The following is a 15,194-nucleotide window of genomic DNA, read 5'->3' as shown; positions in this document are numbered from 1 at the left end:
AATGTACTTGAGGACGTGAACAATAAATGAATACAAGAATACAAAATAAGGAAAAAAAGAGATTACACATTATTAACTCTGCCGCGACAATATTTACAGAAAAAGGACTATATGATGTTCAAATGCAAGATATTGCTGATGCTGCGGGTATAGGTATTGCAACACTATTTCGTTACTTTCCGAAAAAAGAATTAATCATTGTTGCAGTAGCTTGTGGGGTAATGTCACAATTTGAAGAAGCTTTCGCGAACATTGCTAAAAAGCCAATAACTGCCTACGAAAAAATTGAAGAGCTACTACATTATTTTTTAACTTTTACTAATGAAGATAGTAAACAATTGATTCGCTTCAGAGAGTGTTTTGAAAGCTATGCATCGTTTCGAGCAGAGCCATTAGAAAATATTGAACATTACCAACAAGTACAACGTTCAATGATTGCACAATTAATGTTTATTATCGAACAAGGACAGCATGATGGATCGATCAATGCTGCGCTCGATATTAAATCTACGTTATTTACTATTATTAATTGCTTCGGTAAATTTACAGCTAAGCTCTCACTGCACGAAAGTCTTGCGGAATTACCAGATGATATGACAAACAAAATGCAGCAACAAATAATGATGGAATTATTTTTAAAATCGATAAAGCCGTAAAACCGCAATGGAAATCATCTTCCAATAACGATAGAAAAGCTGTCCTAAAGAATCGTTATTTACGATCCTTTTGGGACAGCTTCATTTATTAACTATTTACTTCTTCGTTTTCTAACATTTTGTGTAAATACTGTATAATTTCGCGAATACCTTCTAGTGAATTTACTAGTATTTTCGGGTCTACACACGTAATCATACGGTTTTCCAAATTGGCAACGGCTGTAAAATATTGCGTTTTAGCGTAATTTACTAAGCCGACCTGACGTAATACATCGTCATTAAAGTCTAAAATTTCACGAGCATCTGTTACGACAAGTCCGAAATTAACAACATCTGTATTTAATACAATGACACGTACTAAATCACCGGTACTTGGTTGATTATATAAAATGCGTTGGAAATCGAGCACTGGCACTAACTCACCGCGCATGCGTGAAAAGCCTAGTAAATAGTTTGGTAAATGCGGAATCGGTGTTATATGTTCTAATTTTTCAATAGATACAACTTGTTCAACGGGTACAGCATATTCCTCTTGGCCGCACCCGAATACAACTGATTTCTCAAACCCCATTTAGTACGAGCTCCTTTTATGTTTATTTTGCTGTATTTTTTACAACTTCTACTAATAAGTCTGCTAATTTTTCAAGCTCTTCTACTGGCATGCGCTCATTTGTCGTATGAATTTCTTCATAGCCTACACTTAAGTTGACAGTTGGAATTCCGAAGCCTGCGATTACATTTGCATCACTACCGCCGCCAGAAATACCTAGTTGTGGCTCACGACCAATTGCTTTTGCAGCTGCCATCGCAACTTGTACGACTTTATCTGATTCTGTTACACGGAAACCAGGATACATTAATTTTACTTCTACTTCAGCACGTGCTCCCATTTCCGCTGCTACTTTTTCGAATGTTTCTTTCATATGCGCAGTTTGGGCATTCAATTTTTCTTCATTAATCGAACGTGCTTCAGCTAATATATGCACTTCATCACAAACTATATTTGTTGCTTTGCCGCCTTCAAAACGCCCAATATTTGCGGTTGTTTCTTCATCTAAACGACCTAGCTTCATTTGTGCTATCGCTTTAGCAGCTACAGTAATAGACGAAATTCCTTTTTCTGGAGCAACTCCTGCATGAGCAGTTTTACCGAAAATAGTCGTTATGATTTTCGCTTGGAAAGGTGCTGCAGTAACGATACCCCCTACTTTTCCATCACTATCTACCGCAAAGCCGTATTTCGCTTGAATTAGTGTTGGATCTAATTCTTTCGCGCCAACTAATCCACTTTCCTCACCAGCTGTAATAATGAACTGGATTGTACCGTGTGGGATATTTTGCTCTTTTAAGCGACGCGCCATTTCGAACAATGCCGCCATACCTGCTTTATCATCGGCACCTAAAATTGTTGTACCGTCTGAATATATATAGCCGTCCTCACGAATTTCAGGTTTGATACCTACTCCTGGTACGACTGTATCCATATGTACCGTAAAGTAAATTGGCTCCACATCAAACGTGCCAGCTAATGTAGCAATAATATTTCCTGCCCCATGACCGTTGCGTGTATGGGCATCATCTTGGAACACTTCAAAGCCCATATCTTTAAGTTTTTCAACTAAAATCGGTGCGATTACTTCCTCATGCTTTGTTTCCGAATCAATTTGTACAAGTTCTAAAAATTCATTAACTAAACGGCTCATAAATAAACTCCTTTATTTTCAAATATAGCTTTTATTTTACGCTTCAGCTTTTAGAAAAACAATGATGGATCCTCTGTTTTTAAAATCGCTCGCTTCTGATCATCAATCTCCTGTTCTTTTTCCACTGCTAAAGCTAATTTTGTCTTTAATTCAAATATCGTATTCGAAATATCATCGAGTACTCTTCGTATTTGATCGGTAGCAGTTGCAATTTTCGAATGGACTGACCATGCCGAAAAAATATCATCAAAGAAATAATCAGCAAATTTTACAAACCCGTCCACTTCAATAGTAGTTGATTTTTGGCTCATATTTTGAATATCTAATAATTCATTTTGAAAGCGTTGTAAGGCTATTTGTGCTTGGTGAATGTATGCATTCGACTTATCTAGCTTGTCATGCTTCATAGCAGTTACGATGAAACCCCCACCGAAAAATGTATCCCATGTAGAAAAAGATTTTGCGTCAGACAATGATTTTGCAGCATCTGTTAAGGTAATTGAAGCCTGTTTCCCTGCATCAATCGCTTCATGTATTTCGGTTTTCAACTGTTTTACAAGCAGTTCTTGTTCTATTAAAGCATTTAGCTGCTTTGCTACTTGTGGGGCATGCTGCATTAACCAATATTCCTTTTGTCGTGTTAATTTTTCTAGCTCTTGTTGTATGTATTGTTCATTGATTGCATTAATTTTAAACATCGTATCAACTAAATCATCTTGCAAATCTTCTCGTATTAATTGTGTTTCAATTAGCTTTAATTCTTTTGTAGCTACGACATCTAACTTTTCTTCTAGCAATTCACTTTGCTTCCCTGTCCAATTGCGAAATAAATTAACGAAAGAGAATTTTTCCATTTTATTTAATTGCTGTCTTGTTTTATTTAATTGTTGCGTCAATTTTTCAATTTCACTTTCTGTATGCAAAATTTGCCGTTCCAATGCTTGCTGTTGTTTTTTTAGTTTTTCAGCACTAAGTAATTGAAGTTGAAGAGTTTCGTGTTGCTGTTGTAATTGCTGCCAGTTCATCATAACGCCCCCTTAATTATTAGTTTAATATGAAAGTGGAATAAAGTCTAAAAATTCTAAAAAACATTAATAATACCTTCCTAAATTAGGATGGCATAGTGTAAATTCACGAAGGAAATTGTATTTGGGTTATGCTAAAAAAATACCTTTTAGTATTATGACATTAAGGTTGTTTTAATTGTTTTATATAAACATAAGAGCCTCACTACAAATTAAGTGTAGCAAGGCTCTTTACAGTTGTTTAATTTTTATCCATTAAAATGTGTTTGCAATTTCGCTGTGTAATATTAAGATTTCATTAATAAAATTTAATTAAACATTCATTTTAAGACTCATCTTCTATCAATTCTAAAAATCTGTGGTCCCAAATATTTTCATAAAAATTAATCGTCTCTTTTGCTGACATAAATTGATTATTCAAAGTAGAGGTTGCCTTTCGTACCATGAAGTTTTCGTATCCTAATCCATGAGCAAATTTAATCGTAGCATCCATACAGAATTCTGTTTGAGCGCCGCAAAATTCAATACGATATACAGCTAATTGATCTAAAATATTAGTTAAGTTCGTTTTGTAAAAAGAATTTGCATGTGTTTTTCTTACAAAAATATCTTGTTCTTGAACATTTAGATTAGCATTGTTAGCCCAAAGTTCTTCCCCAGGTACTAATTCTTCATCACAGTGTTGAACAAAAATAATTGGTTTATGCAATTCTCGATATAATGCGATTCTATTATTTACTGTAGTGAGTAAATTTTCTAAATCAAATAAATGCTCTCCGCTGTAACATACGCCATTTTGTAAATCGATAACAATTAAAACATCTGCACAAGTCTGCATAATTTTTTACCTCTCCTATTTTCAATCTATTAATGATTCTATCATTCTATTACGTCATAAACACTTTAGCTTTATTGCATCGAACGAATTAGAATACATTCAATTACTACTTCAATACACCGGTACACATATTTCACATTGATGATTATTGACCATTTTGACTACATACCTTTCGATGATTGGTCTTGCTACATCAAATTGATAACCTTGTGCTGTTAATGCTGGAAAAATATCCAACCACGCTTTCTGAACTGCTTCTGCTGTATGATCAATTATAAATACAGCATATTTCCCTCCAACAATAATACTTTCATTTACAAAGCTATCAGTTACTGTAAAGTCGTTTGAAATAACTATGCATGTATCATAACGACAATTTTCAGGTTTAGTAGTTTCAGGATTATCCTGAGCAATGCCAAAAATAATGGATTCTTCATTAAATAAATGATTAGATTTTGCCCATTCTTTTAATTTCCCCATTGTTCGTGCATTGTTTTTTCCATAAGGACCAATCTCTCTGAAGTAAGCAATCCGATATGGCGGCATCGTTTCAATAATAATATTCATAACATTATCCCTCCTTCCAATAATAAACAACTTGCCCATTACAAGGTTACAACGGTTTAAAATAGATTGCACAACATTTTTTAAAATTTTTATAATAAATACACAAATTTCATTATTCGGATTTTTAAAGTATAAAATCTCTGTTTGTTGGTAGAAAAGAAGGGGCGACTCCTGATGGTTAATACCATTGCAAAAGAAAAAGACTATAAACAAGCCCGATTTTCGGGTTTGTCTACAGTCTGTACGGCAAAACCAATTGCCCGGTTTTGCCTTGAATTTGCTTATAGTGGAATATTGCCGTGTTTTTTGAATGGACGATCTTCATGTTTTGTAGAAAGCATATCTAATGCTTGGATCAGCTTAATACGTGTTTCACGAGGATCAATGACATCGTCTACCATACCGCGAGATGCTGCTACGTATGGGTTAGCGAATTTTTCTTTATATTCTTCGATTTTTGCTGCACGTGTTGCTTCTGGATCATCTGATTTTGCGATTTCAGAAGCGTGGATAATGTTTGCTGCACCAGCTGCACCCATTACTGCAATCTCAGCGTTTGGCCAAGAGAATACAAGGTCAGCTCCAATTGATTTCGAGTTCAGTGCTACGTACGCACCACCGTATGCTTTACGTAAAATAACAGTAATTTTCGGTACAGTTGCTTCTGAGTAAGCATAAAGGATTTTCGCGCCGTGTCGGATAATCCCGCCGTGCTCTTGTTTAACGCCTGGGAAGAAGCCAGAAACGTCTTCAAATGTAATAACTGGTACGTTGAAAGCGTCACATGTACGCACAAAACGTGCAAGCTTATCTGAAGAATCGATATCTAATCCTCCAGCAAGTACTTTCGGTTGGTTACATACAAGACCTACTGATTCCCCAGCGATCCGTGCGAAACCTACTACGACGTTTTTCGCAAACTCTTTTTGAACTTCCATGAATGATCCTTCGTCCACTACTTGTTCTACTACTTTACGCACATCGTATGAACGCGTTTGGTCGATTGGTACGATATCAACAAGTTCCGAACGGTAGTCATCACCTGCTGGACGTTCTACTTTCGGCGCTTTTTCTTTATTATTTTGAGGTAAATAGCTTAGTAGTTGCTGAATTTGAGCAATTGCAGCTTCCTCATCAGGTGCACGGAAATGCGCATTACCACTAATTGAATTATGCACTTTTGAGCCTCCAAGACCTTCAGAAGAAATTTTCTCCCCAGTTACTGTTTCAATAACTTTTGGTCCTGTAATGAACATTTGAGACGTTTTATCAACCATTAAAATGAAGTCTGTAATGGCTGGCGAATATACTGCGCCACCCGCACAAGGTCCCATAATAACTGAAATTTGTGGAATTACACCTGAATAAATAGCGTTACGATAGAAAATATGACCGTAGCCATCAAGTGACAGTACGCCTTCTTGAATACGCGCACCACCTGAATCGTTAATACCGATGAAAGGTGTGCCATTTTTCGCAGCTAAATCCATTACTGTTGCGATTTTTTTCGCATGCATTTCACCAAGTGCTCCACCGAACACTGTGAAATCTTGAGCAAATAAGTAAATATTGCGACCATTTACTTTACCAAAGCCAGTAACAACGCCATCACCAGGTCCTTCTAGTTTATCCATACCGAAATCAACAGTACGATGTGTAATAAATGGGTTTATTTCAACGAAAGTACCTTCGTCAACTAATAAATTTATACGCTCACGAGCAGTTAATTTACCTTTTTCATGTTGCTTATCAATTCGAGCATCACCGCCACCTAGTTCAATGATGCTTTTGCGATCATATAGTTCATTAATTTTATCGAACATATCTAGTGTTAATGTCATGATTATTCCCCTTTTCCACTTTTATCACATAATTCATAAAGAACACCGAATGAATCTTTCGGATGTAAAAACGCTACTTCAGCCCCACCTGCACCAGGTCCTGGTTCATCTGAAAGAAGGCGAACACCTTTTTCACGTAGTTCAGCCATGCGCTCCCTTATACCAGTTACACCGAATGCTACATGATGGATTCCTTCACCGCGCTTTTCTAAAAAGCCATGGATAGCACTTTTTTCGCTCATTGGCTCTAATAGCTCAATTTTCACGTTTCCTGCGTCGATGAAAGCGACTTTCACTTGTTGTGATTCTACTTCTTCAAGCTTTAATAGCTTAAGACCAAGCGTTTCTGTGTAATATGTAATTCGTTCATCGATATTTCGTACCGCAATTCCAATATGGTCCACTTTTTCCATTTTACAAACTCCCCTTTATATGGCAATAAACAATTATAGTACTTGAGAATTTTTTTAAATTTGATAAACTATTTAAAGATAAAAGAAGGAGCGATTTAGGATGAGCAATAAAAAGTTTCAAAAAATCGTTGTATATTCAATGGTAGTAATTATGGTAATTTCTACAATTGCAATGGGCTTAGCTATGATCGGTTAATGAGTTGGGTGCGAAACGTTCGCATCCGCTCGTTTTTTATTTAAACCTTTAAACGATTGTTTTATTTCTAAATATGCATCCATTTCCTCAATAAATTGATACAGTGCTGCCATCGCTATAAATGTTTGATGGTCGTTTGGCAGTGGCATTTTTGCAAATTCTTCTTTTACATCATCAAGTTTTTCTCTAAAATGACTTGCTGTGTTGCCTGAATGTACATGCTCACTTATATCTTCCATGAACACAGCTACTAATTCTGATTGTTGTACTATAACAGGCAAGGTAGTAATTTTTGGTAGCACACGCTCGATTATTTCAAGCTGCTTTTCCCGCATATCAAAATAGACATAGTATATATTGTCTTTTCGCGTTAAATGGTTTTCTACATCTTGAAAGGCGAGTGCCTTCGCTTTATTTAATATATTTACTGAATCAATGAGCTCTTTACCGTCCCACAATGTGTCACCATTCCGTAAATATTGCGCAATTTCAGAAAATATTTTCTGGTAATTGGCCTCAATTTGTAAACGATAACGGTCTAGTTGTTGTCGGATATCGGGCATATACATATTAACTGCTAATCCTACGCCGTAACCAATCGCCATTAAGCTCAGTTCATTTGCTAAAAGAGCCCAAGTAAAATGAGCCTCTGTATAAATATGCATTATGATGACCGCACTAGACACAAATCCTGCCGATACGCCTAGTGATACGATGGTTGGTACAAATAGTACTAACATTACTCCAAAAACGATTGGATTATAACCAAGCGTTTCAAAAAAGAGAAATGCCAGCAGTATACCAATAATACTTGAAACAAATCTTGTATATACTGCATGAACCGATTTTTTCTTTGTCGGCTGTATACATAGGATTGTTAAAATTCCAGCAGCTGAGAAAAAGTGTAAATCGAAAAATTGTGCGATTGCTATCGCAAGCGAAGCACCAATAGCGGTTTTTAGTGTGCGATAGCCAATTGAAAATTTCTTCATATCGACCACTCCCCTATTATTTTAGGAAATTGTAGGCTCTTTAATAGAGCCTACATGTGCACCTTAAACTTCTTCGCAATACTCTTCGAAATTACCTTGTAAGTTAGTTACGACAGACATTGGGTCATGTCCTTCGATTTCATAACGTCCTACTTCTGCTACAACTTGTCCATCTTTTAGAAGTACAAATGAAGGAGAAGATGGAAGGTGATCTTCACCGAAATGATAACGAGCAGCTGCAGTTGCTTCTTTGTCTTGACCAGCAAAAACAGTTACTAAATGGTCTGGACGTTTATCATAATGAACTGCATGTGCAGCTGCTGGACGAGCAATGCCGCCTGCGCACCCACAAACAGAGTTTACCATTACTAATGTTGTACCAGGACGAGCGAATGCTGCTTCCACTTCTTCAGGAGTACGTAGTTGTTCATACCCTGCTGCTTCCATTTCAGCACGTGCAGTCGTTGTAATTTGTTGCATAAATAAATCATAGTCCATATTCATAAGCTTATCGCTCCTTTCATACCACTTAATCATAGCAGGACAGTTGGCTATCTGCAAAGAACTGTTTCGTCAGAATTGGATTTTTTATAACAGAAACTGCTAGTTATTATCAAATAATTCATTGACACCTTGCGTGACCGTTATTCTACCATTTAAAATGTCTTGCTCTAGTGAACGTACTTGCATCTTTTTGTCCGCATTTTGATAAAACGAATCTATTAAATGGTCTGTAATCATCGTATGGAACCAATCCCGCGTTTGCTCATTACGTCGAGTTGTCCAGAAGTTTGATTTTTGAATCGTCTCTGTAAACTCCATAATCATATCCCACGTATTAGTTAGACCTGTTTTTTCAAGGGATGAAACAGGTAATGACGTACTCAACCAACCTGGTGTAGCTGGTTGCAAGAAATGAAGGATTTGCTTATATTCCTGTACAGTTTTGCGTGCTGGGCGGACATTATCTCCATCACATTTATGCACAATAATCCCGTCAGCAAGCTCCATAATGCCTTTTTTCATGCCTTGTAGCTCATCTCCTGCACCTGTTAAAACAAGTAAAAGGAAGAAATCTACCATACCGCGCACGTATGTTTCACTTTGCCCAACACCAACTGTTTCAATTAAAATCACATCATAGCCTGCTGCCTCACAAAGGAGCATCGTTTCACGTGTTTTTTTATGCACCCCTCCGAGCGTCCCTGCACTTGGAGATGGACGAACGTAGGCATTTGGTTTACGGACAAGTTCCTCCATACGTGTTTTATCACCTAAAATACTACCGCCTGAAATAGACGAGCTCGGATCGATGGCAAGTACTGCCACTTTTTTCCCCATATCGCAAAGCATCGTTCCAAACGCTTCAATAAACGAACTTTTCCCTGCTCCAGGAACACCAGTAATTCCTATACGGATACTGTTGCCGGTATGTGGGAGTAGCTCTTGTAATAACTTTTGCGCCTGTTCTTTATGCGCTGCATTTGAGCTTTCGATAAGTGTAATGGCTTTTGACAGCGAAGTACGGCTACCCGCACGTATTTCGTCTGCTAAACTCGGGATATTAAGTGACTCTTGCTTTTTTTTGCGGAATTTTTTTGGTGCTGAATAACTCATACCGTCATGACCACCTTTAACACCGTCCATTACAAATAATGCACTTTCCTGTTGTCCCAAGCGTTTATCCATTACTCTGACACTTCCTCATAGCCTAATCGTTTATAAATTTCTTCGATAATTTTTTGAGCTGATACCGGGATTACAGTACCAGGACCGAAGATAGCTACCGCACCCGCTTCATATAAGAACTCATAATCTTGAGCAGGAATGACACCACCACAAATAACGATAATATCTTCGCGACCTAGTTTTTTCAGTTCGCCTACTAATTCAGGAACTAATGTTTTATGTCCCGCTGCAAGTGAAGAAACGCCAACACAGTGCACGTCATTTTCAACAGCCATTTGTGCTGTTTCCTCTGGCGTCATAAATAATGGTGAAATATCTACGTCGAAACCAAGGTCTGCATAACCAGTAGCAATTACTTTCGCACCGCGGTCATGCCCGTCTTGTCCCATTTTAGCTACTAAAATACGTGGACGACGGCCTTCATTTTCAAGAAATTCTTCTGTCATTTGTTTTACTTCATTAATTTGCTCTTCATCCGAGAAGTTTGAAGAGTAAACACCTGAAATCGAACGAATAACCGCTTTATGGCGACCAGATACTTTTTCAATTGCGTCTGAAATTTCCCCTAGAGAAGCACGCGCACGAGCCGCATCTACTGCTACAGCTAGTAAGTTTTCCTCACCTGTTTGGGCTGCCTGTGTAAGACGTGCTAAATGTTTTTGCACTTCTTCTTCATTACGGTTTGCTTTCATTTTTTCTAAACGCTCAATTTGTTGCTGACGTACTACCGCATTGTCGATATCTAAAATATCGATTGGTTCTTCTTCAGCAAGACGGTATTTGTTTACGCCGACAATTGTTTCTGTTTTTGAATCGATTTTCGCTTGGCGTTTCGCTGCTGCTTCTTCGACTTTCATTTTTGGTAAGCCTGTTTCAATCGCTTTCGCCATACCACCAAGGTCTTCAATTTCTTCGATTAACGCCCAAGCTTTTTCAGTTAGCTCTTCTGTTAATTTTTCCACGTAGTAAGAACCACCCCAAGGATCAATTACTTTTGTCATGCCTGTTTCTTCTTGTAAAAATAATTGCGTATTACGGGCAATACGTGCAGAGAAGTCAGTCGGTAATGCGATTGCTTCATCAAGTGCATTCGTATGAAGTGATTGCGTATGACCCATTGCCGCTGCATTTGCTTCGATTAATGTACGAGTCACATTATTGAATGGATCTTGCTCTGTTAAAGACCAGCCAGACGTTTGCGAGTGTGTACGCAATGCTAATGTTTTAGGGTTTTTCGGATTGAATGTTGACATCATCTGCGCCCAAATACGGCGAGCTGCACGCATTTTAGCAACTTCCATGTAATAGTTCATACCGATTGCCCAGAAAAATGATAACCGCGGTGCAAAGGCATCTATATCAATGCCCGCTTTTAATCCTGTACGAACATACTCAAGTCCGTCAGCAAGCGTATAAGCAAGTTCGATATCATTTGTTGCACCCGCTTCTTGAATATGGTAACCCGAAATTGAAATCGAGTTGAATTTCGGCATGAATTTCGCTGTATATTCAAAAATATCTGCAATAATTTTCATCGACATTGCAGGTGGGTAAATGTATGTATTACGCACCATATATTCTTTTAAAATGTCGTTTTGGATTGTACCCGCCAATTTTTCTGGTGTCACACCTTGTTCTTCAGCAGCAACGATGTAAAATGCTAGGATTGGTAATACCGCGCCATTCATTGTCATCGATACAGACATTTGATCTAACGGAATGCCGTCAAATAAAATTTTCGCATCTTCTACAGAGTCGATCGCAACTCCGGCTTTACCAACGTCACCTGTTACACGTGGGTGATCAGAATCATAGCCGCGGTGTGTCGCAAGGTCAAATGCTACAGAAAGGCCTTTTTGCCCCATCGCAAGATTACGACGATAGAAAGCGTTGGATTCTTCTGCTGTAGAGAAACCTGCATATTGGCGCACTGTCCAAGGACGAGCAACATACATCGTTGGGTATGGTCCACGCGTATTTGGCGCAATACCAGCCACATCTTTTAAATGTTTTGTATGTTGTACATCTTCTTTTGTATAAACATTTTTTACTTCAATGCCTTCGTTTGTCAAAAACTTACTTGTTGCTTGTAATTGTTCTGCTTGTAGCACGTCTTCGATAACAACTGATTTAAAGTTTGCGTTCATCGTTGAACCTCCTTCATGCTAGCAGTTACTACATTTAGCTTTTCGATGATGTTTTGACCTGCGAAAATAAAGCCGTTTAGACCATTTGCTGTCCAATCTGCTTCCTCTTCTTTATATTTACCAGCTACATCAAGTAATTGAGATGCACGTTTAGCTTTTAGTAAAGCAGGCACTACAGTTTTTGTATCCTCATCATTTGCAGCAATAACTACATAATCAAAATCAGTATTTGTTAACCACGCTTGTGCAGCATCTACTGTTTCAAGTACTCCAGATTGTGCTGCCTCAACACCAGCAGTCGCAAAGAAACCGGCTACGAAATCTGCACGAGCTTTATAGTTTTTCAGCTCACCAAATGTTAAAATTGCGATTTTTGCATCTATTTGCGCAAAATCACGGCGTAAGTTTTCAAATGGAATAGCTAAACGCTTCACATCTGCAAACTGAACGTTTTCTTCCATTGGAATTTCATCAGTAGGATTTGCATAAATATTCGTACCAATTAAAGAATTTTTACGAGTTTGTACTTCTTTTTCACGTATTGCATATATTTCATCAATTTTTTTACTAATATCGTACGCTTCTAAACCGCCAGCATCTTCAATTTCGATGAATAAAGCCCATGCTTCCTTCACTAAATCTGCTGTCAGTGACTCGATAAAGTAAGAACCACCTGATGGGTCGACTACATTTAATACGTGAGATTCTTCATTTGTTACGAGTAATACGTTACGTGCAATACGGATTGATTGATCTGTTGGTTTAGTTAATACGTCGTGAGGGTGTACAGTAAATACATCCGCACCTCCAATAACGCCAGCAAATGCTTCGTTACCAGCACGTAATAAATTTACATACACATCTAGTTTAGAGAAGCTTCTTACTGATGTTTCAGCTACGACCGGTACGGCAATTGCTTCAGCGCCTAAACCTTGCGAAAACGCTTTCCATAACACTTTGAATGCACGTAATTTCGCAATTTCCATGAAGAATTGAGTATCAATAGCAAAATTCACGAAAAACTTTGCTGCCAAAGCTTCATAGCTCTCTACTTGTTTCGCTATACGACTTGCTTCTGCTAATGCAATCGCAAGTTCTTGTACAGCGTTTGCACCTTGATTATGGTATTTAACGGTATTACCGATTAATGTGCGAACTTTCGGGAAATCAGGTAATGTAACCGCTTTCTCCGCAACAATAAAACCTTCTACTCCAGCCTTTTTGCTATCTTCAATTTTTGAAAGTGCTTTTAGAAGTGGGTCGTTTCCATCAGTCACAATCAATTTAAACGAATATTCAGTTAAATAATCCGCTATCTTGTTTAAAATTGAATCATTCCACTCAAATGCAACGCGGCTATCAATTGTAATAATTTCGTTGCCACGAGCTAAGCTATCTTCTAGATTTGCAATAAATTCTTCTTGTGAGTCGCCGTAAATTTGTTGTGCTACTTCAAACGTATCTGTAGTTTTTAATGTACGAATTGTTGCCACTTGTTTATCTAGTTGCTCACCTAATTTTTCCGTTAAAGATGCCTGTGTATATAACGGGTCAAGTGTCACACCTTCAATAGTTTTTGAAAATAATGAGTCAAAAGGTTTCCCTTTTAAAGCTTTGATTGCCTCTTCTTTCCATTGCTCATAACTAGCAGATGGAAATTCGATTTCTTTCATGTTAGTTGACATGTGGACGCTAAACAGCTTCCCCCCTTACCTTTTTCTAAATAGTATTTTACATGAGAAAGTTCAGACAATAAAGAAAAAAAATAAATGGAAGCCAGATTTCACGGGCTTCCATTAGATATTAGTAGACTGACATCGTCTCTTTACTAACGTTTTCGAGTATATCTTTCACTCTATTTAGAAATTTGCCGCAAATCAGACCATCGAGCACTCGGTGGTCGAGTGATAAACATAAATTCACCATATCACGTGCCGCAAACATTCCACCGTTCATGATGACTGGTTTTTTTACAATTGCTTCCACTTGCAAAATTGCCGCCTGAGGATAATTAATAATCCCCATCGATTGGACCGATCCAAAAGAGCCTGTATTATTCACAGTAAATGTCCCACCTTGCATATGCTCAGAACGCAATTTGCCTGTGCGCACTAGCTGTGATAGGTCGAATATTTCTCGGGCAATGCCTTTTACGGATTTTTCATCTACATGTTTTACAACTGGCACGAATAATGCATCATCCGTTGCAACGGCAATTGATAAGTTAATATCTTTCTTTTGGATAATCTTATCTCCAGCCCACATAGAGTTCATCATCGGATACTCTTTTAACGCCTGCGAAACAGCTTTCATAAAGAAGGCAAAATACGTTAAATTGAAGCCTTCTCGTTTTTTGAAGTCGTCTTTTATTGAGTCACGATAAGCGACTAAATTTGTAACGTCTACTTCCATCATCATCCACGCATGTGGTACTTCCTGTTTACTACGTAACATATTATTGGCAATGGCACGACGAACAGATGATACAGGGATTTCGATATCTCCAGCTGCTTGTGGCACTGGTGGGACAGCTTTTATTTCTGTTTGAGCTGTTGATTGCGACGGTTGTGCTACTGGTGCTTCTGCATTAGTTTGTTCTGTTCCTACTGTTGGGAAATTGCCCGATTCGATGATCGCTTGGATGTCTTTTCGGGTAATGCGACCGCCTAAACCACTACCAGTAATAACAGCTAAATCAATATTATGTTCTGCGGCAAGTGTCAGTACTGCTGGTGAGTATCTCGCTTTATCGCGCTGCACTTTCGGCTCATTAGATTTTACAATTGGTTTTTGTTGCTCCTCTTTACGCTGTACTCCCGCATTTAATATTGCCGAGCTAATATTTGATTTTTTCTCAGGTGGTGGTGCAACGACTGTATCTTCCACTTCTATTGTACAAACAATTGCTCCGACCGGTAATGTTTCTCCTTCGCCTGCAATTAGTTCACTAATAATCCCTGTGAACGACGACGGGATTTCTGCATTTACTTTATCGGTATTTACTTCAGCGAGTGGTGCATATTTATCTACTTTATCGCCCGGTTTCACTAACCAGCGTTCTAACGTTCCTTCAGTAACACTTTCACCAAGTTGAGGCATTGTAATATTTTGAATAGCCATCATAATT

General features: G+C 38.0%; 15 protein-coding genes. 2 read left to right on the top strand and 13 right to left on the bottom strand.

The genetic code is table 11. The features are described from left to right. Positions 1–26: 26 nt before the first annotated feature. Positions 27–656, top strand: a complete 630-nt coding sequence (locus AAFN87_RS03585) for a TetR/AcrR family transcriptional regulator (protein WP_347789657.1) — start codon at positions 27–29, stop codon at positions 654–656. An 88-nt stretch (positions 657–744) separates the two neighbouring features. Here AAFN87_RS03585 and AAFN87_RS03580 read toward each other — a convergent pair whose 3' ends face one another. The 7 genes from AAFN87_RS03580 to mce all read right to left on the bottom strand — a co-directional run bounded on the left by AAFN87_RS03580 (position 745) and on the right by mce (position 7,043). Further along, positions 745–1,227: a chemotaxis protein CheW gene (locus AAFN87_RS03580; protein WP_347789656.1), complete on the bottom strand. Its 483-nt coding sequence runs from the start codon at positions 1,225–1,227 to the stop codon at positions 745–747. Between the two features lie 22 nt (positions 1,228–1,249). Next, entirely contained in the window at positions 1,250–2,359 is a 1,110-nt protein-coding gene (locus AAFN87_RS03575; protein WP_347789655.1) for a M20/M25/M40 family metallo-hydrolase, read from the bottom strand. 50 nt (positions 2,360–2,409) lie between these two features. Next, positions 2,410–3,387 carry a hypothetical protein gene (locus AAFN87_RS03570; protein WP_347789654.1) on the bottom strand — a complete coding sequence of 326 codons (978 nt, stop codon included), beginning with the start codon at positions 3,385–3,387 and terminating at the stop codon, positions 2,410–2,412. Positions 3,388–3,709: 322 nt separating this feature from the next. Beyond that, the gene (locus AAFN87_RS03565; RefSeq protein ID WP_347789653.1) at positions 3,710–4,222 is read right to left on the bottom strand and encodes a cysteine hydrolase family protein; all 513 of its coding nucleotides are present in this window, start codon (positions 4,220–4,222) and stop codon (positions 3,710–3,712) included. 111 nt (positions 4,223–4,333) lie between these two features. Then, a complete protein-coding gene (locus tag AAFN87_RS03560) occupies positions 4,334–4,789 on the bottom strand; it encodes an AraC family transcriptional regulator (RefSeq protein ID WP_347789652.1) in 456 nt (151 codons plus the stop codon). Between the two features lie 281 nt (positions 4,790–5,070). Next, positions 5,071–6,630 (bottom strand): acyl-CoA carboxylase subunit beta, encoded by a 1,560-nt coding sequence (locus AAFN87_RS03555; RefSeq protein WP_347789651.1) that lies wholly within the window; start codon positions 6,628–6,630, stop codon positions 5,071–5,073. Between the two features lie 2 nt (positions 6,631–6,632). Then, positions 6,633–7,043 carry a methylmalonyl-CoA epimerase gene (gene mce / locus AAFN87_RS03550; RefSeq protein WP_347789650.1) on the bottom strand — a complete coding sequence of 137 codons (411 nt, stop codon included), beginning with the start codon at positions 7,041–7,043 and terminating at the stop codon, positions 6,633–6,635. A 100-nt stretch (positions 7,044–7,143) separates the two neighbouring features. Here mce and prli42 point away from each other — a divergent pair, with 100 nt between their 5' ends. Next, positions 7,144–7,239, top strand: a complete 96-nt coding sequence (gene prli42 / locus AAFN87_RS03545) for a stressosome-associated protein Prli42 (RefSeq protein WP_347789649.1) — start codon at positions 7,144–7,146, stop codon at positions 7,237–7,239. Here the strand turns inward: prli42 and AAFN87_RS03540 are convergent. From AAFN87_RS03540 to AAFN87_RS03515, 6 genes are all read right to left on the bottom strand, one after another. Continuing rightward, on the bottom strand, positions 7,236–8,231 hold the full coding sequence (locus tag AAFN87_RS03540) for an aromatic acid exporter family protein (RefSeq protein WP_347789648.1): 996 nt from the start codon (positions 8,229–8,231) through the stop codon (positions 7,236–7,238). The two genes, prli42 and AAFN87_RS03540, sit on opposite strands and share 4 nt — an antisense overlap. 63 nt (positions 8,232–8,294) lie before the next feature. After that, positions 8,295–8,735, bottom strand: coding sequence for a BrxA/BrxB family bacilliredoxin (locus tag AAFN87_RS03535; protein ID WP_347789647.1), 441 nt, complete (start codon positions 8,733–8,735; stop codon positions 8,295–8,297). A gap of 99 nt (positions 8,736–8,834) precedes the next feature. After that, positions 8,835–9,920 (bottom strand): methylmalonyl Co-A mutase-associated GTPase MeaB, encoded by a 1,086-nt coding sequence (meaB, locus tag AAFN87_RS03530; protein ID WP_347789646.1) that lies wholly within the window; start codon positions 9,918–9,920, stop codon positions 8,835–8,837. Then, positions 9,920–12,067 carry a methylmalonyl-CoA mutase gene (gene scpA, locus AAFN87_RS03525; protein WP_347789645.1) on the bottom strand — a complete coding sequence of 716 codons (2,148 nt, stop codon included), beginning with the start codon at positions 12,065–12,067 and terminating at the stop codon, positions 9,920–9,922. Before scpA ends, meaB begins: the two co-directional genes overlap by 1 nt. Continuing rightward, on the bottom strand, positions 12,064–13,752 hold the full coding sequence (locus tag AAFN87_RS03520; protein WP_347789644.1) for a methylmalonyl-CoA mutase family protein: 1,689 nt from the start codon (positions 13,750–13,752) through the stop codon (positions 12,064–12,066). Before AAFN87_RS03520 ends, scpA begins: the two co-directional genes overlap by 4 nt. Positions 13,753–13,870: 118 nt before the next feature. Beyond that, positions 13,871–15,187: a dihydrolipoamide acetyltransferase family protein gene (locus AAFN87_RS03515; protein WP_347789643.1), complete on the bottom strand. Its 1,317-nt coding sequence runs from the start codon at positions 15,185–15,187 to the stop codon at positions 13,871–13,873. Positions 15,188–15,194: the final 7 nt, after the last annotated feature.

It is taken from the genome of Solibacillus sp. CAU 1738 (assembly GCF_039888725.1).
Lineage (GTDB): Bacteria > Bacillota > Bacilli > Bacillales_A > Planococcaceae > Metasolibacillus.
This window is presented reverse-complemented; position numbering and strand designations above follow the sequence as displayed.